Below are 22,082 nucleotides of genomic sequence, written 5' to 3' on the forward strand. Positions count from 1 at the left end.
GAGACGTGATGAGCGCATTGAGTCGAAGGAACGTGTTGCGCGGCGGCGTGGTCGCCACGACGGCGGGGGTCGTGGCGCCCGGAGTGGCCGGCGCGGCGAACGGGGCGTCCGGCGCTCCGCCGCCCGGACCGGCCATGGTCGGACGCGGCGAGCCGCGGTACCGGTCGCTGGCGTCCCGGGGCTACAACCGTCGCTTCGTGGGCGACCCGGAGCACGTGTGGGTCGTCGGCACGACGGCACATGTCGTACGGGCCGTGCAGGAGGCGGTCGACAGCGGGCGGCGGATCACGGTCCGCGGCGGCGGCCACGGCTTCGAGAACTTCGTCGCCGACCCGGCCGTCGAGGTGGTGGTCGACCTGTCCGCCATGACGGCCGTCGCCTACGACCCGGGCCGCCGCGCCTTCGCGGTCGAGGCCGGTGCGCTGCTGGGCGAGGTGTACCGGAGGCTGTACCTCGGCTGGGGTGTGACGATCCCGGCCGGCTGGTGTGCCGACGTCGGTGTCGGCGGCCATGTCCCGGGCGGCGGCTACGGCCCGCTGTCCCGGCTGATGGGCCTGTCCGTGGACCATCTGTACGCGGTCGAGGTGGTCGTCGTGGACCGCGGCGGCAGGGCGCGCAGTGTGGTGGCCACACGTGAACCGGCCGATCCGCACCGGGACTTGTGGTGGGCGCACACCGGAGGCGGAGGCGGCACCTTCGGCATCGTCACCCGCTACTGGTTCCGCACACCCGGCGCCCTGGGCGACGACCCGTCCGGCCTGCTGCCCGCCCCGCCCTCCGGTGTGCTGAGCTTCTCCGTCTCCTGGGACTGGCAGCAGCTGGACAGGACGTCCTTCACCCGGCTGGTCCACAACCACGGCGCCTGGGCCGAGCGGCACAGCGCCCCCGACTCGCCGTACCTCGCCCTCTACAGCGAACTCGCCCTGACCCGCCGCCCGTCGGGTACCGTCCTCATGATCGGGCAGGTGGCGGCGGACTCCGGTGCCGAGCGGATGCTGGACGAGCACCTCGCGGCGATCAACCGGGGCGTCCCGGTCCAGCCGGTCCGCACGGTGCGCAACCAGTCCTGGCTGGCCGCGGCCCTGGCCGGCTCACCGGGCGACCCCGGACCCGTCTACCGGCTGAAGGTCAAGTCCGGCTATCTGCGCCGCCGTTTCACCGACCGGCAGATCGACGCCCTGCACCACCACCTCACCCGGCCCGACTACGACCACCCGGGCGGCAGCGTGAGCCTCTACACCCACGGCGGCAAGGTCAACACCGTGGCACCGGACGCGACCGCGACGCCCCACCGCGACGCGAGCATCAAGATGTTCTACGTCAACGGCTGGGAGGACCCCCGCGACGACGCCCGGCACATCCGCTGGCTGCGTGAGCTCTACGAGGACCTGTACGCCGACACCGGCGGCGCCCCTGCGGCGGCCGACGGCGCGTTCATCAACTACCCGGACACCGACCTGGCCGACCCGGAACGGAACACGGGCGCTCCTTGGCAGACCCTGTACTTCGGCGACAACTACCGTCGGCTCCAGCGCGTCAAGGCGAAGTGGGACCCCCGTGACGTCTTCCACCACGCCCTGTCGGTCAGGCCGGCTTCACCTCCACCGGCAGCTTCTTGATGCCGTTGACGAAGTTGGACCGCACGCGTGGCACGTCGCCGGCCGGCCTGATGTCGGCGATGCGCGGGATCAGCTCCTCGAACATGATGCGGATCTCGGTGCGGGCGAGCAGGTTGCCCAGGCACAGGTGCGGGCTGCCCTTGCCGAAGGTGACGTGGTCGTTGTCGGCGCGGGTGACGTCGAAGTCGTACGGATTGCCGAAGACCTCCTCGTCACGGTTGCCCGAGGCGAACCACATGACGACCTTGTCGCCCTCCTTGACCCGCTTGCCGCCGAGTTCGACGTCCCGGGTCGCGGTGCGGCGGAAGTGGTAGACGGGGGAGGCCCAGCGCAGGAACTCCTCGACGGCCGTCGGGATCAGCGAGGGGTCCTCCTGGAGGCGGGCCAGCTGCTCGGGGTGCTGCAGGAGGGCCAGCATGGAGTGGGAGATGGTGTGCCGGGTGGTCTCGTTGCCGGCCACCACCAGCAGCAGGAAGTAGTTGTCGAAGTCCTGCGCGGAGAGCGGGACCCCGTCGCGCGGGACCGTGTTGACCAGCTTCGACACCAGGTCCGTGCCGGCACCGCCGCGCCGCTGCCGGGCCAGCTCCCGCCCGTACTCGAAGACCTCGATCGAGGCGGGGGAACGGAACGGCAGGTCGCGGTACTTCTCGCTCTCCTCGCTGTGCAGCAGCACGTCCGCGTAGTCGGGGTCGGTGTGGCCGATGATGCGGTTGCCCCAGTCGATGAGCTGCTGGTTGTCCTCCGGCGGCACGTCCAGCAGCCGCGCCAGGACGTTGATGGGGAAGTCCGCGGAGACGTCGGCGACGAAGTCGAAGGTGCCCTTGGCGAGGGCCGCGTCCAGGGTCGTCGCGGTCAGCCCGCGCAGGAAGTCGCTGTAGCTGTTGATGACGCTCGCGCCGAACTGCCGCTGGATGACGCTGCGCAGCGCGCGATGGCGTACGCCGTCCATCTCCAGGATGGAGGCGCGTTTGCTGATCTGGTCCTCGTCGACCTCCTCCAGGTTCACGAACCTCGTGGAGGTGAAGGTCTCGGGGTCGCGGTCGACGCGGGCGATGTCGGCGTGCCGGGTCAGCGCCCAGAATCCGGAGTTGGGGGCGTCCTCCGGCTGCCAGTGGACGGGGTCCTCGTGGCGCAGGGTGTGGAACATGCGCCAGGGGGTCACGCCGTCGGTGAAGTTGTCGAGGTCGGCGAGGTTCACGTCGGCGAGCGGCATCGGCTCGGGGGCGGCGGTCATGGGTGGCTCCAAACGGTCACAGGTGGTAGGCGTACTCGGTGAACTCCCAGTCGGTGACGTGCCGTTGGAAGCGTTCGACCTCGTTGCGCTTGTAGGTCAGGAAGGATGAGGTGAAGCCCTTGCCGAGCAGTTCGGTCAGGGCCGTGTCCGCCTCCAGGGCGTCCAGCGCGGCGGACAGGGTCGTGGGCAGCAGGCCCGACCTGGCGGTGTCGTAGCCGTAGCCCTCCAGCGGCGCGGGCGGCTCCTCGCCGGCCCGGATGCCGAGCAGTGCCGCGGCGATCGTGCCGGCGACGAGGAGGTAGGGGTTGGCGCTGGCGTCGCCGAGGCGGAGTTCGACGCGGGCACCCGAGCCGCGCTCCGGTGGGATGCGGACCATGGCGCTGCGGTTGTCGAGACCCCAGTCGATCAGCCAGGGCGCGAGGGTGTCGGGGCCGAAGCGTTTGTAGGAGTTGACGGTCGGGTTGGCCAGCGCGGCGAGCGCGGGCGCGTGGGCGACGATGCCGGCGACGGCGTGCCGGGCGGTGGCCGAGAGGCCGTACGCGCCCCCGGGGTCGTCGAAGGCGTTACGGCCACCCTCCTCGCCGGTGGCCTCGCAGGACAGGTGCAGATGGAAACCGGAACCGCCCGCGTCCCCGAACGGCTTGGCCATGAAGGTGGCGGTCCTGCCCTCCTTGCGGGCCAGCTCCTTCACCGCGGCCTTGAAGCGGAAGGAGCGGTCGGCCGCGTCCAGCGCGTCGGAGTGGGTCAGGTTGATCTCGTACTGGCCGCCGTCGAACTCGTGGTTGCCGGTGATAACGCCGATGTCCAGATCGCGCAGCTGTCGCAGGGTGCGCAGCAGGTGGTTGTCGGGGTCGGCGCGCAGTCCGGCCGTGTAGACGGCGCCGGTGACCTCGGGGGCGCGGCGCCAGCCGGTGGGGGTGCCGGGGGCGGGGGCCAGCAGGAAGTACTCCAGCTCCGGGCCGACGACCGGGCGCAGGCCCTGTTCGGCGCAGCGGGCCAGCACCGAGCGCAGCAGGTCGCGGGGTGACTCCGGGGCGGGGGCGCCGGTCGCCGGGTCGGTGACCTCGCCGAGACAGGTGGCGACACCGGGCTCCCAGGGCAGCACGGTCAGGGTGGACAGGTCGGGGCGCACGGTCACGTCCGGCAGGCCGGCGTCCAGGCCGCCCGCGACCGGGACCACGTCGCCCTGCGGGCTGGTGTGGTAGACGGCCCGGCAGAAGGCAAGACCGTGCTCGCACGCCGCCGGCAGATGCTCCACCAGGACGTCACGGGCGCGGTCGGTGCCGATGAGGTCGGGATACATGACCCGGACCACGTCAACGCCCTCGGCGGTGAGCCGCTCCAGGTGCCGGCGGATGTCTGGGATGTCGTGAGCGCTCACCGATGTCTCCTCGGGCGGAGGGCGGATGGGATGGGTGGCGTGAGGACGACCTGAGCAGAAGGGGGGCGGCGTGGGGGAGGGCGCCCCGGCAGTCGTCGTTTGAACCCGAACGGTATGGACACGATTCGCCGTCCCGCAAGGGGGTGGCCGCAAAAATTTATCCACCTGGACAGGTATTGACCAGGGTCCGGCGGCTTCCTATGTTGTTTGAAGCCAAACGAGTAGGGGGTGCGGATCTCGCACCCCTTTGGCCCAGGGGCCCGGCCGACAGGCCGGCCGGGCCCCGTCCACCCCCTTCCAGGAGGAACGGCCATGAAGGTCGTCGTCGACATGAACAAGTGCCAGGACCACGGACAGTGCGTCTTCGCGGCCCCCGACGTCTTCTCGATGGACGACGACGGACACCTCGTGTTCGTCGCCGAGCCCGACGACACGCTGCGCGACGACGTCGAGGAGGCCGCCGACGTCTGCCCGCTCCAGGCCATCCGGATCGAGGACTGAGCCCATGACCGGACGCATCGTCGTCGCCGGCGCCTCGATGGGCGGCCTGCGCGCCGTGGAACAGCTGCGCGCGGCCGGCTGGACCGGCGCGATCACGGTCGTCGGCGACGAGCCGCACATGCCGTACAACCGGCCGCCGCTCTCCAAGGAGGTACTGGCCGGCAAGGCCCCCTTCGAGTCGCTGGCCTTCACCCCGAAGGCGGCCGCCGCCGACGTGGAGTGGCGGCTCGGCACGAGGGTCGTCGCGGCCGGCCTCGACCGCCGCGTCGTCGATCTCGACGACGGCTCGGCGATCTCGTACGACGGACTCGTCGTCGCCACCGGCATGCGCCCCCGGCGGCTGACCTGCCCCGGCCCGCTCACCGGACGCCACACGGTCCGCACCCTGACCGACGCCCAGGGACTGCGGGGCGAACTGACCCGGCCGGGCGTGCGTGTCGTCGTGGTCGGCGCCGGCTTCATCGGCTGCGAGGTCGCCGCAACGGCCGTCGGCCTGGGCGTGTCCGAGGTGACCGTCGTGGACCCGCTGCCCCTGCCCATGGTCGGCCCACTCGGTGAACTGCTCGCCCGCGCGCTGCTCGAGCGGCACCAGGAACGCGGCGTGCGCTTCCGGCTGGGGACCGGGGTCGCCGGGTTCGAGGGCGACGACCGGGTGACCGGGGTCGTCCTCGGCGACGGCAGCGTGCTGCCCGCCGACGTGGTGGTCGAGTCCGTCGGCTCGGTCGCCAACGGCGAGTGGCTGGACGGCAACGGCCTGGACCTCTCCGACGGCGTCCTCACCTGCGAACACCTGCGCGTCGGCGGCCGGCCCGAAGTGGTCGCCGTCGGTGACGTCGCCCGCTTCCCCAACGCCCGCTACGACGGCGTGCCCCGCCGTGTCGAGCACTGGTCGATCCCGACCGACAGCGCGAAACACGCGGCGCGGATGCTGGTCGCCGAACTGACCGGCGTCCAGGCCGACTTGGCTCCGTTCGCCCCGCTGCCCACCTTCTGGAGCGACCAGCACGACTTCCGGTTGCAGTCCTTCGGAGCGCCCGTCCTCGGCCTCGGTGACGTCCGGGTGCTGGACGGTGATCCGGACCGTGATCCGGAGGGTGACGTGCTCGTCGGGTACCACGCCGACGGGCGGCTCGTCGGAGTCGTGGCGCTCGGTGGCCACGGCGCCGCCATGGGTGCCGCCCGTTATCGCGCCCAACTGCTGAAGCAGCCCGCCCTCGCCGCGTAAGGAACCTCCTCATGTCCTCAGTTCGTGGTTACTTCCATCCCAAGACGGCCAGTGGTGCGTCGTCGCTGATTCCGTCGCCGCCGTGGCGCTACTCCGGTGACCTGCTGACCGTCGAGTACCGGACCGATCCGGCGCGCGTCCGCGAACTCCTGCCGGAACCACTGGAGTTGGCCGACGAGGATCCCGGTGCCGTCGCGCTGATCTGGGCCGACTGGCAGTCGTGCTCCGGGTCCGGGGCGGAACTGTTCGATCCCGTGCTCTCGCAGTACAAGGAGGCGTTCGCGGTCGTGCGGTGCGGGTTCCGGGGGCGGACCTATTCGCGGTGTGTGTACATCTGGGTGGACAAGGACTTCGCCATCGCGCGGGGACTGCACCAGGGGTATCCGAAGAAGCTCGGGTCCATTCACCAGACGCGGCCCCATCCGTACGGGCCCGCTCCGCGGGTCGAGGCGGGGGCTCGGTTCGGGGCGACGCTGGCTGCGGCGGATCGGCGGTTGGCTCAGGCTGTGGTGACGTTGCGGGAGCCTTCCGAGTCGAACGGGTTCGTGAATGCGCATCCCATGGCTCATCACCGGTGGCTGCCCTCGATCGAGAAGGGCAAGGGGTTGGCTCTCGATGAGCTGATCGAGACCGGGGCGGCTTCTTTCGAGGGTGGTCAACCGTGGGTGGGGGATGCCGAGTTGGAGCTGTTCGAGGCGCCTACGGAGGAGCTTGCCCGGCTGGAGGTTCGTGAGCCGATCGCTGCGTATTTCCGGCAGGTCGGGGTGGTTTGGGATGGGGGGCGGCTGCTGGAGGTCGGTACGTCGGAAGCGGCTGCCGGGTGAGGTCGGTGGCGGTCTGCCGGTTCGTTGTGGCTTGTCGCGCAGTTCCCCGCGCCCCTGGGTGGGCCGGATCCCCCTTCGTATGAATGGAGCCCTTCTTATGGCTGACAAGATCGTCGTCGGCGGTGTCTCCGTCGACACCCGGCACTGGATCGGTGGCGAGCGGGTCGCTTCCGATGAGACCTTTACCGACGCCTCGCCCATTGACGGCAGTGTGATCGGTGAGATCAGCCGCGGCGGCCCCGCCGAAGCCCGGGCCGCCGTCGCCGCCGCCCGCGACGCCTTCCCCTCCTGGGCGGCCACCCCCCGCGCCGAACGCGCCCGGATCCTTCACGCCATCGCCGACGGCGTGGAGAAGCGGATCGAGGAACTCGCCATCGTCGAGACCACCGACAACGGCGCCCTCCTGCGTTCGCACCGCCGTGGGGTCATGCCCCGCGTCGCCCACAACTTCCGGTTCTTCGCCGACTGGCTGCTGAAGCTGGGGCACGAGGACTTCGAGACGCGGGGGCACAACAACCACGTCAGCTGGGACCCGGCTGGCCCCTGCGTGCTGATCACCCCGTGGAACGCGCCGCTGATGCTGGCGACCTGGAAGGTGGCCCCCGCCCTCGCCGCCGGCAACACCGTCGTGCTCAAGCCCGCCGAGTGGTCGCCGCTGACGGCCTCGCTCCTCGCCGACATCGCCGCCGAGGCCGGGCTGCCCGCCGGTGTCCTCAACGTCGTCCAGGGCTACGGCTCCGAGATCGGCGACGCGCTCACCTCCCACCCGGACGTACGCCGGATCAGCTTCACCGGCTCGGTGCCGACCGCTCGGCGCATCGCCGCGTCCGCCGCCGCGAACCTGACGCCGCTCAGCCTCGAACTCGGCGGTAAGTCACCGCTGTTGGTGTTCGCCGACGCCGATCTCGACCTGGCCGTCGAGCTAGCCGTGGAGCAGTACGACAACGCCGGGCAGGTCTGTCTCGCCGCCACCCGGATCCTGGTGGAGGAGTCGATCGCCACGGAGTTCACGCGCCGGTTCGAGGAGAAGGCGGCGGCGCTCACACAGGGCGACCCTCGGGACGAGGCCACCGACATCGGGCCCAACATCCATCCCCGCCAGCTTCAGAAGATCGACGGCTTCGTGCGGCGGGCGATCGAGGGCGGGGCCCGTGCCGTCATCGGCGGGCACCCCGGCGATGGCCAGTACTACGCGCCCACCCTGCTCACCGAGGTCGCCCAGGACTCCGAGATCGTCCAGGAGGAGGTCTTCGGGCCGGTCCTGACCCTCCAGACCTTCGCCGACGAGGACGAGGCCGTACGGCTCGCCAACGACACCCGGTTCGGGCTCGCCGCCACCGTCGCCACCGGCGACCCCGAGCGCGCCGAACGGGTCACGGCACAGCTGGTCGCGGGCACGGTCTGGGTCAACTGCTTCTTCGTACGGGACCTCCAGGCGCCCTTCGGCGGCTCACGCCACTCCGGCGTCGGACGCGAGGGCGGCACGTGGAGCTTCGACTTCTACTGCGATCTGAAGAACACCGTCACCGCACCTGGAGGGTGGAAGTCCCATGGGTGAGATCGTCGGGGCGGGCCTGCTCGCCCACGTCCCCACCATCGTCCTGCCGGAGGCCGACCGGCTGGAGCTCAACGAGGGCAAGGAGATCACCCTCGTCACCGGGCTCCGGCAGCTGCGCGCCGAGGTGTTCGAGCGGGACGACTACGACACCGTCGTCGTCCTCGACTCGCACTGGGCCACCACGGTCGAGTTCGTCGTCACCGCGCAGTCGCGCCGAGCCGGGCTCTTCACCTCCGAGGAGCTGCCGCGCGGCATGTGCCGGATGCCGTACGACTTCCCGGGCGACCCCGAACTCGCCCGCAACATCGAGAACTTCGCGGACCGGCACGGCACCTGGATCACCGCGATCGACGACGACCACCTGCCGATCTACTACGCCACCATCAACCTCTGGAAGTTCCTGGGGGAGGGGCTTCAGGACAAGCGGTGGGTCACCATCGGCGTCTGCCAGACCGGTGACATGGAGGACCATCTGCGGCTCGGGCGGGCCCTGGCCGACGGTATCGCCGCCACGCCGGGGCGACGCGTGCTGCTCATCGCCTCGGGTGCCCTGTCGCACACCTTCTGGCCGTTGCGCGAGTTGCGCGACCACGAGGCCAGCGACCCGGCGCACATCTTCACACCCGAGGCCCGCGAGGCCGACTACGAGCGCATCGCCTGGTTCAAGGAGGGCCGTCACGACAAGGTCCTCGACACCATGGACGAGTTCTGGAAGTACAAGCCCGAGGCGAGGTTCTTCCACTATCTGATGATGGCCGGCGCCCTCGGCGAGCAGGCCTGCGTCGCGAAGGCCCGGCAGTACGGGGAGTACGAGAACTCCATCGGCACGGGCCAGGTCCATCTGTGGTTCGACCGGCCGGCCGACGGCTGGACCGGCACCGGCCGGCCCTCACCGTCGTATCAGAGCATCCCGCACAGCCGCCCCCAGGAGGTCTGAGACATGGCAGCGTTTTCCGAGTACCGCCGCATCCTCCTCGACGGAGCCGCCGTCCAGGCCGGTGTCGACGGGGCCGAACTCGTCGCCGGTGACGGCCGCCGCGTCAAGATCGAGGAGGCGCAGCACCTGCCCCCGGTGGTCCCCTCCAAGGTGATCGCCGTCCACCTCAACCACCGCAGCCGCGTCGACGAGTTCCGGATCGAACTCCCCGACACCCCCACCTACTTCCACAAGCCGACCTCCTCCCTCAACTCCCACAAGGGAGCCGTCGTCCGGCCCGAGGGCTGCAAGTGGCTCAACTACGAAGGGGAGGTCGCCATCGTCATCGGCAGGACCGCGCGGAACGTCTCGCCGGCCGAGGCGGGGGAGTACATCGCCGGCTACACGATCGCCAACGACTACGGGCTGCACGACTTCCGCGACACGGACGCCGGTTCGATGCTCCGCGTCAAGGGCTCCGACACCCTCTGCCCACTCGGGCCGGGGCTGGTCACCGACTGGGACTTCCACGGCAAGCGGCTGCGGACGTACGTCAACGGCGAGGTCGTCCAGGACGGTTCGACCGACGAGATGAAGTGGGACATGCACTACCTCGTCGCCGACATCGCCCGCACCATCACCCTGTACCCGGGCGACGTCCTGCTGTCCGGCACACCCGCCAACTCCCGGCCCGTGCGGCCCGGCGACGTCGTCGAGGTCGAGGTCGAGGGCCTCGGCCGGCTCACCAACCACATCGTCACCGGCCCCACCCCGATCCGCGCCGATGTCGGCGCCCAGCCGACCGAGTCCGAGGAGGTGCTGTCCACCGCGCTCGGCGGCGACTGGGAGTTCCGCGGCGTCCGCCCGCCCCGGCGTTGACCGTGCGCACGGCGTCGACCAGCCGTACGGCGGTGTCCGACCCGGCGGGTAAGGTCGCGAACATGACCGCATCCGCCGAGGAGCCCGAGGAAGGCCAGGAGGCCGGGGACCACAAGCCGCGCCGGCGCATGAACTACGGCGAGGGGCGTGAGGCCCTGCTGAACGCCGCGGTGCGGGTCGTGGCGCGCGGCGGGCTGCGCAAGCTGACCTACCGGGCGGTCGCGCAGGAGGCGGGCACCACGCACGGGCTGGTCGTCCACCACTTCGGCTCGCGCGACGCGCTGATCGAGGAGACCCTCGCCCACACCATCCGCACCTCGCTCAACACCAGCGCGCTCGAACCGGGCACCGGCAAGGTCGCCGACTTCTCCGTCGGCGTCTCCGACATGGTCACGGCCGGTCCGGACACCCAGGCCTTCCAGTACGAGCTGCTCCTGGAGGCCCGGCGCCGCCCCGAGCTGCTGCCGCAGATCCGTGCCCTGTACGACGGCTACTTCGACGCCACCGAGCGCGAGCTGTCCCGCATGCTGCCCGACGGCGCCGGCCGCCCGCTGACCCGGCTGGTCTTCGCCGCCCTGGACGGGCTCGTGCTGCACCAGCTCGTCTTCGGCGAGCCCGGGACCACCGACGCCGCGATCGAGGAGCTGCGGGGGCTGCTGCGGCTGCTGGCGGCCGACGGTGGCGAGGCAACCGGGAACGACGGTCCCGAGAACGACGGTCCCAAGATGCCGGGAAACGACGGCTGACCTGGGCTTTTCGGGACCCTGGGCAGCCGTCGCCCGGGGTCCCTTTTCATTGCCGTATCCATCCTTCGCCGCCCTCGATTCACCGTCGTACCAATTCTTCGCAGAAGCCCTTGCCAAACGGATAGTTCCAGCCCACCATGAGGCAACTCGTTTGGCCTGAAACGAAGTCCTCTTCTCCAGGCAGGTGATCCGAGTGGACAGTCAGACGGCGGTCCGGAACCAGACCGCGCCCGACGCCTCCACCGCAGGCAAGCTCAAGCCCAACTCGCTCGGCGTGCTGGGCATCCTCTTCTTCGTCCTCTCCGCCCAGGCGCCGCTGACCGGCGTCGCGGGCGCCGTCCCGATCGCCGTGGCCATCGGCAACGGGGCCGGCGCCCCCGCCGCCTATCTCGCGGCCGGCCTGATCATCCTGCTGTTCTCGGTCGGCTTCGTCGCCATGGGCCGGCATGTGGTGGACGCCGGGGCCTTCTACCGCTACATCGGCAAAGGGCTCGGCCGCAGCCTCGGCAACGGCAGCGCGGCCATCGCCCTCTTCGCGTACTGCGCGATCCAGGCCGCCATGTACGGCCTGTACGGGGCCACCGTGAGCGGACTGCTGGCGCACTACGCCGGGGTGGACGTGCCCTGGTGGGTGTGTGCCCTGGTCACGATGGCGATCGTGCAGGTGCTGGGTGCCCTCGGCATCGAGATGGGCGCCAAGGTGCTGGCCGTTTTCGTGCTCGCCGAGTTCAGCGTCCTGGCCGCCTTCGCCGTCGTCACCTTCGTCAAGGGCGGGGGCCCCGAGGGGCTCGGGCTCGCGGACACCTTCTCGCCGGGGGCGGCCCTCGACGGGGCTCCGGGTGTGGCGCTGATGTTCGCCGTGGCTTCCATGATCGGCTTCGAGGCCACCGCGATCTACGGCGAGGAGGCACGCGAACCCCGCAAGACGGTGCCCCGGGCCACCTACCTGGCCGTGGCCCTCGTCACCGGCTTCTTCGCCTTCGCCTCCTGGATGCTGATCTCCTCCTACGGCGCCTTGAAGGCGGGAGCGGCCGCCGGGCAGGCACTGGAGGGCGGTGACTCCACGGCATTCGTCTTCGCGCCGATCGCCGCGCAGTTCGGCACCTGGGTCAACGACGTCCTGCCGATCCTGCTCGCCACCTCGCTCTTCGCCGGCATCCTCGCCTTCCACAACTCGGCCAACCGCTACCTGTTCTCGCTCAGCCGCGAAGGGCTCCTGCCGCGCCGGCTGTCGGCGGTCAACCGCCGGCACTCGCCCGGCGTCGCGGGCTTCGCACAGACCACGATCGCCGCGCTGCTGGTGATCCCGTTCGCGCTCGCCGACAAGGACCCGGTGGTGACCCTGTTCTCGTGGGGCAGCGGCGTCGCCGTGCTGGCGATCATGCTCCTGTACTTCCTGACCTCGGTCTCGGTAGTCGCCTTCTTCCGGCGTGAACGCCTGGACACCCGGCCGTGGAACACGCTGATCGCACCCGTGCTGGGGGCACTCGGGATCGCCGGTGCGATCTGGCTGATCGTCGAGAACTTCACGACCCTCATCGGCGGCGAACGGTCCACCGCCGTATGGCTGCAACTGACGGTTCCGGCCGTCCTGGTGCTGGGCGTCGCCGCTGGCCGGCTGACGCGCACGGGCCGTTCGTAGGTCAGGCCGGCCACCGGGTCGACGGATCGTCGGCCGGGGGCGGGCGCTCGCCCGGTGCTTGGGGCGTCCGCCCGACCTGGGGTGTCCAAACGGGCCGTGTGTCGGCCCCGGTCCGGGGTGTCCGCCTGATCTCGGATGTCGGCCCTGGGCGTGTGCCGCTGCTGCAGGTCTGGGCGGTGTCTGCCCGACCTGGGGGTGTCGGTCTGGGCCGTGTGTCGCCACTCCAGGCCGGAAGGGCAGCGCAACCTCGGGTGTCGGCATTGGCCGTGTGTCGCCGCCGCAGGCCTGGCGGTGTCTGCCTGACCCGGGGGTGTCGGTCTGCGCAGTGTGCTGCCTCCCCAGGCCTGGGGAGGCAGCGCGACCTCGGGTGTCCGCTGTGGTCGTGTGCCGCCTCTGCAGGCCTGGGGGTGTCTGCCTGCCCTGGGGTGTCGGTCTTGGTCGTGTGTCGCCACCCCAGGTCCGGGGAGGCAGCGCGATCTGAGGTGTCGGCCCTGGCTGTGTGCCGCCTCCCCAGGCCTGGGGAGGCAAGCGCGACCTCGGGTGTCCGCTCTGGCCGTGTGCCGCCACTTCAGGCCCGGGGCGGCAGCCCGACCTCGGGTGTTCGGCCCTGGCCGTGCGTCGCCACCCCACGCTCAGGGCGTTCGCCCGACCCGGGGTGCCCACGCGGGCCGTGTGCCGACCCCGGCCCGCGTGGGCGCCGAACCTCGCCTGTCCACCCCGGCCGTGCCCCGCGCTCCCGCCCAGGTGCCGCCAGCCCCGGCCCGTGCTGGCCCCCCGGCGTGTGTCCGTCAGACCACGGCAAATCCGGCCGATGTCGTCCTTCCCCAAACGTTCTCTCTGGAGGTCCCCGCATGCTGGACATCACCCACGAAGAGTGGCTGCGTCGCGCCAAGTCCCTGGAGCTGTCCGGGGCCCATCACATCGACGGTGCCGACGAGCCGGGCTCAGGAGGGCACTTCGTGGCCGTGTCACCCCGGGACGGCCAGGTGTTGGCGCAGGTCGCCGACGGGGGCGCGGCCGAGGTGGACGTGGCCGTGGCCGCGGCCCGCAGGGCGTTCGACACCGGGCCGTGGCCACGCCTCGCGCCCGCCGAACGCGGCCGGGCGCTGCTGCGCCTCGCCGACCTGCTTCAGGAGCGGCGCGCCGAACTGGCGCTGGCCGTCAGCCTGGAGATGGGCAAACCGATCACGGACGCGTACGACATCGAACTGCGCGCCGCCATCACCACCTTCCGCTGGTACGGCCAACTCGCCGACAAGCTCACCGACGAGTCACCGCACACCACCCCCGACGCCCTCGCCCTCGTCACCCGCGAACCGGCCGGCGTCGTAGGCGCCGTCGTCCCCTGGAACTTCCCCCTGACGCTGGCCGGCTGGAAACTCGCCCCGGCGCTCGCGGCCGGCTGCACCGTCGTACTGAAGCCGTCCGAGAACTCCCCGCTGTCCGCCCTGCTGCTCGGTCGGTTGGCGACCGAGGCAGGGCTGCCGCCCGGTGTGCTCAACGTCGTCAACGGCCACGGCCCCGTCGCCGGACGCGCCCTCGGACTCCACCCCGACGTCGACGTCCTGGCCTTCACCGGCTCCACCGCCGTCGGCCGTCACTTCCTGCACTACGCCGCCGACTCCAACCTCAAGCGCGTCTGGCTGGAACTCGGCGGCAAGTCACCGAACATCGTCCTGCCCGACGCCCCCGACCTGGAGAAGGCCGCCGCCACCGCCGCCTGGGGCATCTTCTTCAACCAGGGCGAGATGTGCACCGCGCCCTCCCGGCTCCTCGTGCACTCCTCGATCGCCGACCGGGTCACCGAGGCCGTCGTCCGGCGAGCCCGGGAGCTGCGGGTCGGTGACCCCCTCGACCCGGCCACCGAGATGGGCGCCCTGGTCGGCGAGGCCCACCTGGGGCGCGTGCGGGACCACATCGCGACGGGCCTGAGCGAAGGCGCCCGCCTGCTCACCGGCGGCTCCCGCACCCTCACCGACACCGGCGGCAGCTTCCTGCAGCCGACGGTCTTCGACCACGTGGACCCCGGCATGCGGCTGGCCCGCGAGGAGATCTTCGGGCCCGTTCTGTCCGTCCTCGCCTTCGACGACCTGGACGAGGCCGTACGGCTGGCCAACGCCACCGAGTACGGCCTCGCCGCCGGCCTGTGGACCTCCGACCTGTCCACCGCCCACCGGGTCTCCCGCGCATTGAAGGCCGGCACGGTCTGGGTCAACTGCTACGAGGAGGGCGACCTCACCGTCCCCTTCGGCGGCATGAAGCAGTCCGGGAACGGCCGCGACAAGTCCGCGCACGCCCTGGAGAAGTACACCGAACTCAAGACCACCTGGATCCAGCTGTGAACCGTACGTCCTCCCGCCCGCTGATCGCCGTCCCCGCCCGTTTCTCCGCCACCACCTCGGCCCTCCGGTACGCCGCCGAGGTCAACGCCCGCGCCCTGATCGACGCGGTGTGGCGAGCGGGCGGCGAACCGGCGAGCATCCACCCGGCCGACCCCGCGGACGCCGACGTGGGGGAGCGCCTCGCCCGCTTCGACGGCGTACTGCTCCCCGGCGGCGGCGACCTCGCCCCGCACCGCTACGGCGCCACCGACATCCACGGCAGCGTCTACGACGTGGACGACCTCCAGGACGCCTTCGACCTCGAAGTCGCCCGGCGGACCCTCGACCTGGGCATCCCCCTGCTCGCGATCTGCCGCGGCGCGCAGGTCGTGAACGTCGCCCTCGGCGGCACGCTGGAACAGGACATGGGCGGCCCCGACCGCGAACACCGGCACCTCGTGCACCCCGTGCCGATCCGGCCCGGCACCTTGCTGGAACAGGCCACCGGCGCCGAGAAGGCGGAGGCCTCCTGCTACCACCACCAGCGCGTGGACCGCCTCGGCGAGGGGCTCACGGTGACCGCGAGAGCCGCCGACGGGACGGTGGAGGGACTCGAACTCCCCGGCGCGCGAGGGTGGTTCACCGCGGTGCAGTGGCATCCCGAGGACACCGCCCACCGGGACCCGGCGCAACAGGGTCTCTTCGACGCCTTGGTGCGGGCCGCCGCACGCTAGGCCCTGGCGCTCCTGATCCGGGCGCCGCTCAGGCCCGCGGCCGGCGCCCGCTGCGCCGCGGTGCCGGCTCGGCGCCGTCGAGCAGGGTGCGGCGGCGCTCCTCGCCCCGCTCCTCGACCTGCAGCACCACCTTGCGCAGCCCCTCGGCGACGCTCCGGCACTCCTCGCCGCTCAGCTGCCCGGCGACGAACGCCTCCTCCTCGTTGAAGGCCGGGAACAGGCGCCGCATCAGCGCCTCGCCCTCCTCGGTCAGGCTGAGCAGCACCAGCCTGCCGTCGGTCGGATGCCCGGCCCGCTTCACGAGCCCCCGCCCCTCCAGCGTCCGCGCCACCCCGGTGAGCGTCCCCTTGGAGATCCCGGCCTCCTCCGCGACATGCCGGGTCTCCGACTCGCCCCACACCCACACCACCCAGAGCACCACGAACGCCGTCCACGTCAGATCGGCGCCGCGCAGCACCGAGTTCTCCAGGTGCTGGCGGACGGTGGAGGCGGCGCGGTAGATGTTGGCGACGACGGCCATCTGCTCCCGGTGCAGCGCGATGCCACCGAGCTTGGCCTCGGCCAGCTTCTCGGCTTCGGTGATCGATCGTTGGCCGGGCATGGCACGCTCCTTCGCCGCGGGGAAGTCGGACAGCGGTGTCGTTCGGGTTCAAATTGTACGAAGGAACCCCGACCGCCCACTCCCGAGGGGGTCCGTGGAAATGGCGTGGCCGGACGCGTCGCCCTCCCCCGAAGGCGGCGCGCCCGGCCACATCCCCCGGCGCCGGACTGTGGACGCAGCGTCCGTGCGCGTCAGCGGATCCGTGCCGTCACCAGCACATGACCGCTGTCTCCCCCGATCCCCAGTTGGCATAGAGACGCACTCGGACGAAATACCGGCGGCCCTTGACGAGGCGGACCTGGACGGTGGCGTTGCGCGGGGTGCCGCCGTCGTCCTCACCGGTGACGTAGCGGGGCTCGCCGTCCCGTTCCTCGAAGACCACGACGACGGTGTCGCTGTCGCCGAAGGTGCCCACCGTGTACGTGCGGGTCTCCGGCGGCGCGACGACGAAGTCGGCCTGCTCGGCCGGGCCGAGCCGCAGCGGTACCGAACGGAAGGGCACCAGCTCGCGCGGACCCGTGGGCTCGGCCGGCGGGTACCAGCGGCGTACGAACTCCTTGTCGGCCTTGGACAGCACGCCGGGCGGGTTCAGGCCCGCGCGGAACTGCTCCGGCTCCAGGATCAGCCCGGCCGAGAAGCCGTACTCCATGATCGAGTGCGGGTCCCAGACGGAACCGTTGACCTCGTTCGGGTCGAGCTTGCGCAGGATGTTGAAGTACGTCGTGTCCCGGCTCCAGTAGTTCGGCGGGCCCGCCAGATCGGTGTACACGGCCTCGTCGTCCCAGTGGATGCCGGCGAACGGGCTCTGGTGCTCGTGCAGCATGCCGAGCGCGTGCCCGATCTCGTGCAGGGCCGTGCCGCGCTCCCCGGGCGCGGTCAGGTCCCAGCCGAAGTTCATCGTGCGCTCGCCCCGACCGACCCCGAGCGCGTCCTTGCCGACGTGCGACCAGGAACCGTCGCCGAGCTGGAACCCGATGCGCAGCTCGGCCTCCGACCGGTCGCCCACCTCCACGAACGACAGCCCGATACCGAGGTCCTGCCACTCCTGGAAGCACTCGCGCACGACGTCCCGCTGCTCCTTGCCGCCGGCCCACGGGACATGCCCGCTGCGGCCGGTCTCCGGGTCGGCGATCACGGATCCGTCGCCGTCCCGGTCGAAGAAGTAGTAGTGCAGCACCGTGCCGTTGACCCACATCCGGCTTCCGCCGATGAGCGCACGCAGCCGCTCGGCGGCCAGTCCCGGTGCGAACGCGGGGACCGACCGCTGCGCGAGGGAGCAGTACCGTGCGGTCATGCGAAACAGGGTGCCGTCGACCCGCTCCGGGCGCCTGAGTCGAGGGCTACTCAAGTACCCCTGTATCAAGGGTGAGTCACCGTGCTCCTACTCCCGTGACGACTTTCGAACGGGACGCGAAGACCCTGGACAGGCCCTGGCCCTTCACCGGCCGGGCGGACGAACTCGACCTGGTCCGCGGGTCCTTGGCCGCCGGTCGGCACGGCATCGTGATCACGGGCCCGGAGGGCTGCGGCAAGACGCGGCTCGTCACCGAGGCCGTCCGCGGCGCCGACTGCGCCCGGGTGGTCGGCACCCCGGAGACCCGCCGGATCCGCTTCGCCGCGTTCGCGCACCTCGTCCCCGAGTCGGCGTCCCTGCACGGCGCCTTCCAGCACCTGTCCGGCGTACGGCTGCTCCTCGTCGACGACGCGCATCTGCTCGACGACGCCTCCGCCGCCCTCGTCCACCAGCTGGCCGTGCAGGGCCGCACCCGCCTCCTGGTCGTCACTACCGACGGCGCCCCGGTCCCGGGCGCGATCTCCCGGCTGTGGACCGGTGACCTGCTGCCCCGCCTCACCCTGGAGCCGCTGTCCCGCGAGGAGACCGGCCTGCTGCTGGCCGGCGCGGCCGGCGGTGACGCCCTGGAACCGCTCACCGTGAACCGGCTGCACCGCCTGTGCCGCGGAGACCTTCGGCTGCTGCGCGACCTGGTGGCCGGCGCACGCCGGCGCGGGCTCCTCACCCGTCTCCCGGACTCGGCCGCATGGGCGTGGCGCGGTCCCGTGCCGGTCACGACCGCCGTGCGCGAGCGCACCGCACACCTCCTCGACCGCGGCTCCCCCGAAGAGCGCGAGACCCTCGAACGCCTCGCCTTCGCCGAGCCGCTGCCCCTGCACCTGGACGAACTCCCGCTTCGTGTCCTGGAACACCTGGAGGCCGACTCCCTGGTCCACGTCGACGACCAGGGCGCCGTCCGCCTCACCCACCCCCTGCACGGCCCGGTGCTGCGGGCCGCGGCCGGCCGGCTGCGGGCGAGGCGGCTCTCGCGGACGCCGGAACAGTGCGGACCCGCCCTCGACGCCGAGCGGGCCGAGCTGACCCGCCGTATCGAGCGGGCGGACGTACGGGCGATGCCGACGCCCGTGGGGGAGTGGCTGGCCGCTCAGGGCGCCCCGGTGCCGGCCGGGTACGCGGCCGTACGCGCCCGGTTCGCGCGGCTGCGCGGGGAACTGCGGGAGGCGGCCGCATGGGCGCGGGAGGGGCTGCGGGAACACGGCGACGATCCGTCCTGCCGCCTCGAACTCGCCCTCGCCGCAGCGCAGTCCGGCGACACGCCGGCCGCGCACACGATCCTGGGTGGCCGCTCCCACGGGGGTGGGGCGGTCACCCGGCCGACAGCGGCCCGCGGCGCCGCCGACGGGGGCGACCTCACCGACGACGCGTACGACGCCGTCCGTCTCGGCGCACCCGAGCGTGCCGCGGGCCGGCTGACCGGCGTCTTCGCCGCGCACGCCGAGGCGCTCGACCGCGCCGACGGTCCCGCGCTGGACCGGGTGGCCGGGGAACTGGAGGAGCGCGGCTTCCTGCTGTTCGCGGCCGAGGCGCACGCCCAGGCCGTACGGGCCCACCGCGACCCGAGCGCCGCGCGCACCTCACGCACGCGTGCCGTCACCCTGGCCCGCCGCTGCCAGGGCGCCCGCACCCCGGCGCTCTCCGGCCTCGTCCTCGGCGAACTGACGGCCCGGCAGCGGCAGATCGTCGACCTGGCGGCCGCGGGTCTGAGCAACCGGCAGATCGCCGAGAAGCTCACCCTGTCCGTCCGCACCGTCGGCAACCACCTGTACAGCGCCTACGCCCGCCTCGGCGCGAGCGACCGCGGCGCCCTGCCGTGGCTGGTGGCGCTGCCGGACGCACAGTCGGCGTAAGGACTCCCGGCCGCCTGTGTCGATCAGGCCGCGCCGAACGCCGAGAACGCCCACCCCGTGGCCTGGTGCAACGCGTCGCTCGGCAGCGCCGCCCGCGCGTCGCGCAGTGCCTCCGCCAGGGACAGGCCCTCGCTCAGCCCCTTGTGCAGGGCGAGCATCAGCGGCACCACCGCGGCGTCGTTGACCGGCGCCGTGCACGCCACCACCCCCGCCGTGCCCAGCGGCAGCAGGGCGGTGACCAGGCCGAGCAGTTCGTCGGCGCCGACGGAGGCGAACCGGGCGGTGTCGCAGCAGGACAGGATGATCCGGTACGGGCTGCGGTCCAGGCGCTCGAAGTCGTGCACCACGATCGGCCCGTCCGCCATCCGCAGCGACGAGAACAACGGGCTGTCGGCCCGGAACGTGCCATGGGCGGCGATATGGGCCAGCGCGGCGCCGTCCAGCTCCTCCAGCACCCGCGGCACGCGCGCCTCGGCGTGCTCCAGGACGACGGCACCGCCGTACCGCCCCGCCAGATGCGGCACCTCCGCACCGCCCGTCGCGAGCCCCGGCCCCCGCACCAGCACCTGGCGGCCGCCCGCCGGGGCCTCGGTCTCCCGGGCGCGCAGCCAGCTGCTCGCCGACGGCGACACGCTGAGCACCCGCTCCCGCAGCGACGGAAGCAACGCCCACGGCACCCGGTGCAGCCGGGCCGGCGGCACGATGACCACCGGGCCTTCGCCCAGATGGGCCGCGGCCGGACCGAGCAGCAGCTCCTCCAGGCGCCGCCCCGCGGCCTCCACCACCGCGAGCCGCCCCTCCGCACCCGGATGGGCCAGCCGCCGCAGCCCGGCCTGGACGTGCTCGGCCTCGGTCTCCGCGTCGGCCAGCAGCCCGGCCTCGTACCGACGCACCCGCCCCTGCCCGCACAGCAGCACCTGCACTCGCCCGTCCAGCACGGCGAGTTCGACCAGCCGTACGCCGTCCTCGTCCAGCCGCTCCAGCAGCCGGCCCGGGTCGAAGCGGTAGCCGTCGCCGGGCGTTTCACCGCGCAGATGCAGGGTCCGGGAGCGGATCTCCCGTTCCAGGCGCCGCTGTTCGCGCTCCAGCGCCGGCACCGGACGGGCCTCGCTGCGGGCCTCCTCGGCGCGCGCCGCGATCTCCCGGAACGCCGTCAGGTCGCTCTGGAGCGCGGGGTCGGCCGGCGGGCGGGTCGGCGGCGTCGACAGGGCGGTGGCCCGCCAGCGTTCGCTCCACACCAACAGCCGGCGCGGACTGCCGGAGTCCAGGCTGGCCTGCTGGGCGAGCGCGGCGAGTTCGGCGCCCTGCGCGCTCGCGCGGGCCCTCAGCTCCGAGGCGCCCAGCGTCATCCGGTGCGCGTCGAGCACGTCCAGGCCACGCCGGCAGGCCTCCACGACACCACGCCCCGAACCGGCCGCCCGGGCCCGCAGCGCCTGCGCCGCCCAGCCCGTCATCCGCGCCAGCGGCGGCCCGCTGTGCCTGCTGCGGGCGGCGTCGCGCAGATGCCGCTCGGCGTCGGCCCGCCACCCCAGGGCGAGCGCCATCCGGCCCGCGAGCAGCGAGGCCTCCGGCGCGGCCGGCGCGCCGAAGGAGGCCAGCCGCTCCGCGACCGCCGCCGTGTCGGCCACCAGCCGCCCCGAACTGCGCCCGGCCGCCACCCGCGCCTCGATCAGCACCAGCCGGGCATGCGTCTCCCACCAGCTGCGCCGCTGCCCCGCGAACAGCCGTACGGCCATGTCCGCGCGCGCGATGGCGGTGTGCGCGTCACCCGCCAGCCGGGCGGCCCGCGCGGCCGCCAGCAGCAGCTCGGCCTTGCGGGTGGACTGACCGCCGATCCCGTCGAGCACCCCGATCGCCGCGTCCGCCTCGGCCAGCGCCTCCGGGGCCAGCCCCGCTGCCATCAGCACCTCGCAGCGGCGGATGTTCAGCATGAACGTCGGCGTGCCGAGCTTGGCGTACCGTTCCTCCGCCTCGTCCAGCAGCCTCAGCGCCGCCGGTATGTCGCCCGACCGGAAGGCGGCGAGCCCCCGGCTCTCCACCGCGTCGGCCTTGTCGTGCTCCTGGCCCGTGGTGTCCCACAGCGCCTCCGCCGCGGTGAAGTCGGCATCCGCCCGGTCCATCGCGCCCAGCGCCAGATGCACGGTCGCGCGCAACGTCAGCGCCCGTGCCGTCCAGATCACGTCGTCCATCTGCCGCAGCACGGGTATCGCCCGGCGCACGTCCTCCAGCGCCTCCCGGTGCTGGCCGAGCACCCAGCGCGCGTAGGCCCGACGGAACAACACGCGCGCGCGGGTGTGCCCGCTGCCCCGCTCCACCCCGCGCTCCAGCGCGGCCAGCCCCTGCTGGGTGCGGCCCGCGTGCACCAGCGCGACGCCGAGCGCGGCCAGGACGTCCGCTTCCCGGTCGGCCGAATCCGCGCGTGCCGCGAGATCCCGGGCACGCCGCAGGTGGTACAGGGCGATGCGCATGTCGCCCCAGTCGCGCTGCCAGATGCCGATCACCTGATGGGCGACGGAGGCGTGCAACGGCGACGGATCGGCGTCGAGCACCCCTTCCGCCCTCGCCAGCGCGTCGTTCGGGGCGGCGAACACCATCGGCAGCAGTTCGAGAACCGAGTCGCTTCCCGCTGTCACTCCACGGATGGTAGTTGCACCGGAACGACGTCACACAGGTTTGGCGCTGTATCAATCAGCCACTTGC

At 72.3% G+C, this 22,082-nt stretch carries 17 protein-coding genes; 12 read left to right on the forward strand and 5 right to left on the reverse strand.

The window, feature by feature from the left end; translation table 11 throughout:
- The first annotated feature begins 8 nt into the window (after nt 1-8).
- A complete protein-coding gene (locus tag L0P92_RS03450) occupies nt 9-1,619 on the forward strand; it encodes an FAD-binding oxidoreductase (protein ID WP_234760938.1) in 1,611 nt (536 codons plus the stop codon).
- Here the strand turns inward: L0P92_RS03450 and L0P92_RS03455 are convergent.
- Nucleotides 1,585-2,853 carry a cytochrome P450 gene (locus tag L0P92_RS03455; RefSeq protein ID WP_234760939.1) on the reverse strand — a complete coding sequence of 423 codons (1,269 nt, stop codon included), beginning with the start codon at nt 2,851-2,853 and terminating at the stop codon, nt 1,585-1,587. The two genes, L0P92_RS03450 and L0P92_RS03455, sit on opposite strands and share 35 nt — an antisense overlap.
- A 16-nt stretch (nt 2,854-2,869) precedes the next feature.
- Entirely contained in the window at nt 2,870-4,234 is a 1,365-nt protein-coding gene (locus tag L0P92_RS03460; RefSeq protein ID WP_234760940.1) for a glutamine synthetase family protein, read from the reverse strand.
- A 312-nt stretch (nt 4,235-4,546) separates the two neighbouring features.
- On the opposite strand from L0P92_RS03460, the gene L0P92_RS03465 reads away from it, so the two are divergent.
- From L0P92_RS03465 to L0P92_RS03510, 10 genes are all read left to right on the forward strand, one after another.
- Complete coding sequence (locus L0P92_RS03465; RefSeq protein WP_234760942.1) at nt 4,547-4,735, forward strand: ferredoxin; 189 nt, start codon at nt 4,547-4,549, stop codon at nt 4,733-4,735.
- 4 nt (nt 4,736-4,739) lie between these two features.
- Nucleotides 4,740-5,960 carry an NAD(P)/FAD-dependent oxidoreductase gene (locus tag L0P92_RS03470; protein WP_234760943.1) on the forward strand — a complete coding sequence of 407 codons (1,221 nt, stop codon included), beginning with the start codon at nt 4,740-4,742 and terminating at the stop codon, nt 5,958-5,960.
- Between the two features lie 11 nt (nt 5,961-5,971).
- Entirely contained in the window at nt 5,972-6,784 is an 813-nt protein-coding gene (locus L0P92_RS03475; RefSeq protein ID WP_234760944.1) for an acetoacetate decarboxylase family protein, read from the forward strand.
- Between the two features lie 97 nt (nt 6,785-6,881).
- The gene (locus L0P92_RS03480) at nt 6,882-8,342 is read left to right on the forward strand and encodes an aldehyde dehydrogenase (protein WP_234760945.1); all 1,461 of its coding nucleotides are present in this window, start codon (nt 6,882-6,884) and stop codon (nt 8,340-8,342) included.
- A complete protein-coding gene (locus tag L0P92_RS03485; RefSeq protein WP_234760946.1) occupies nt 8,335-9,279 on the forward strand; it encodes a 3,4-dihydroxyphenylacetate 2,3-dioxygenase in 945 nt (314 codons plus the stop codon). The genes L0P92_RS03480 and L0P92_RS03485 overlap by 8 nt, the downstream gene beginning before the upstream one ends.
- A 3-nt stretch (nt 9,280-9,282) precedes the next feature.
- Nucleotides 9,283-10,137 carry a fumarylacetoacetate hydrolase family protein gene (locus L0P92_RS03490; RefSeq protein WP_234760947.1) on the forward strand — a complete coding sequence of 285 codons (855 nt, stop codon included), beginning with the start codon at nt 9,283-9,285 and terminating at the stop codon, nt 10,135-10,137.
- Between the two features lie 62 nt (nt 10,138-10,199).
- Nucleotides 10,200-10,883: a TetR/AcrR family transcriptional regulator gene (locus L0P92_RS03495; RefSeq protein WP_234760948.1), complete on the forward strand. Its 684-nt coding sequence runs from the start codon at nt 10,200-10,202 to the stop codon at nt 10,881-10,883.
- Between the two features lie 193 nt (nt 10,884-11,076).
- Complete coding sequence (locus L0P92_RS03500; protein ID WP_234760949.1) at nt 11,077-12,525, forward strand: APC family permease; 1,449 nt, start codon at nt 11,077-11,079, stop codon at nt 12,523-12,525.
- A gap of 851 nt (nt 12,526-13,376) precedes the next feature.
- Nucleotides 13,377-14,867: an aldehyde dehydrogenase gene (locus L0P92_RS03505; RefSeq protein WP_234760950.1), complete on the forward strand. Its 1,491-nt coding sequence runs from the start codon at nt 13,377-13,379 to the stop codon at nt 14,865-14,867.
- Nucleotides 14,864-15,580, forward strand: coding sequence for a gamma-glutamyl-gamma-aminobutyrate hydrolase family protein (locus L0P92_RS03510; RefSeq protein ID WP_234760951.1), 717 nt, complete (start codon nt 14,864-14,866; stop codon nt 15,578-15,580). The genes L0P92_RS03505 and L0P92_RS03510 overlap by 4 nt, the downstream gene beginning before the upstream one ends.
- 28 nt (nt 15,581-15,608) lie before the next feature.
- Here L0P92_RS03510 and L0P92_RS03515 read toward each other — a convergent pair whose 3' ends face one another.
- Both L0P92_RS03515 and absR1 read right to left on the reverse strand, forming a co-directional pair.
- Entirely contained in the window at nt 15,609-16,181 is a 573-nt protein-coding gene (locus L0P92_RS03515; RefSeq protein WP_234760952.1) for a MarR family winged helix-turn-helix transcriptional regulator, read from the reverse strand.
- Nucleotides 16,182-16,389: 208 nt separating this feature from the next.
- Nucleotides 16,390-17,475 (reverse strand): beta-glucuronidase AbsR1, encoded by a 1,086-nt coding sequence (gene absR1 / locus L0P92_RS03520; RefSeq protein ID WP_234760953.1) that lies wholly within the window; start codon nt 17,473-17,475, stop codon nt 16,390-16,392.
- A gap of 95 nt (nt 17,476-17,570) precedes the next feature.
- On the opposite strand from absR1, the gene L0P92_RS03525 reads away from it, so the two are divergent.
- On the forward strand, nt 17,571-19,382 hold the full coding sequence (locus tag L0P92_RS03525; protein ID WP_234760954.1) for a LuxR family transcriptional regulator AbsR2: 1,812 nt from the start codon (nt 17,571-17,573) through the stop codon (nt 19,380-19,382).
- Nucleotides 19,383-19,405: 23 nt separating this feature from the next.
- On the opposite strand, the gene L0P92_RS03530 is transcribed toward L0P92_RS03525, so the two are convergent.
- Entirely contained in the window at nt 19,406-21,976 is a 2,571-nt protein-coding gene (locus L0P92_RS03530) for a CHAT domain-containing protein (RefSeq protein WP_234761011.1), read from the reverse strand.
- Nucleotides 21,977-22,082: the final 106 nt, after the last annotated feature.

The organism is Streptomyces muensis, assembly GCF_021474425.1.
GTDB classification, from domain to species: Bacteria; Actinomycetota; Actinomycetes; order Streptomycetales; family Streptomycetaceae; genus Streptomyces; species Streptomyces muensis.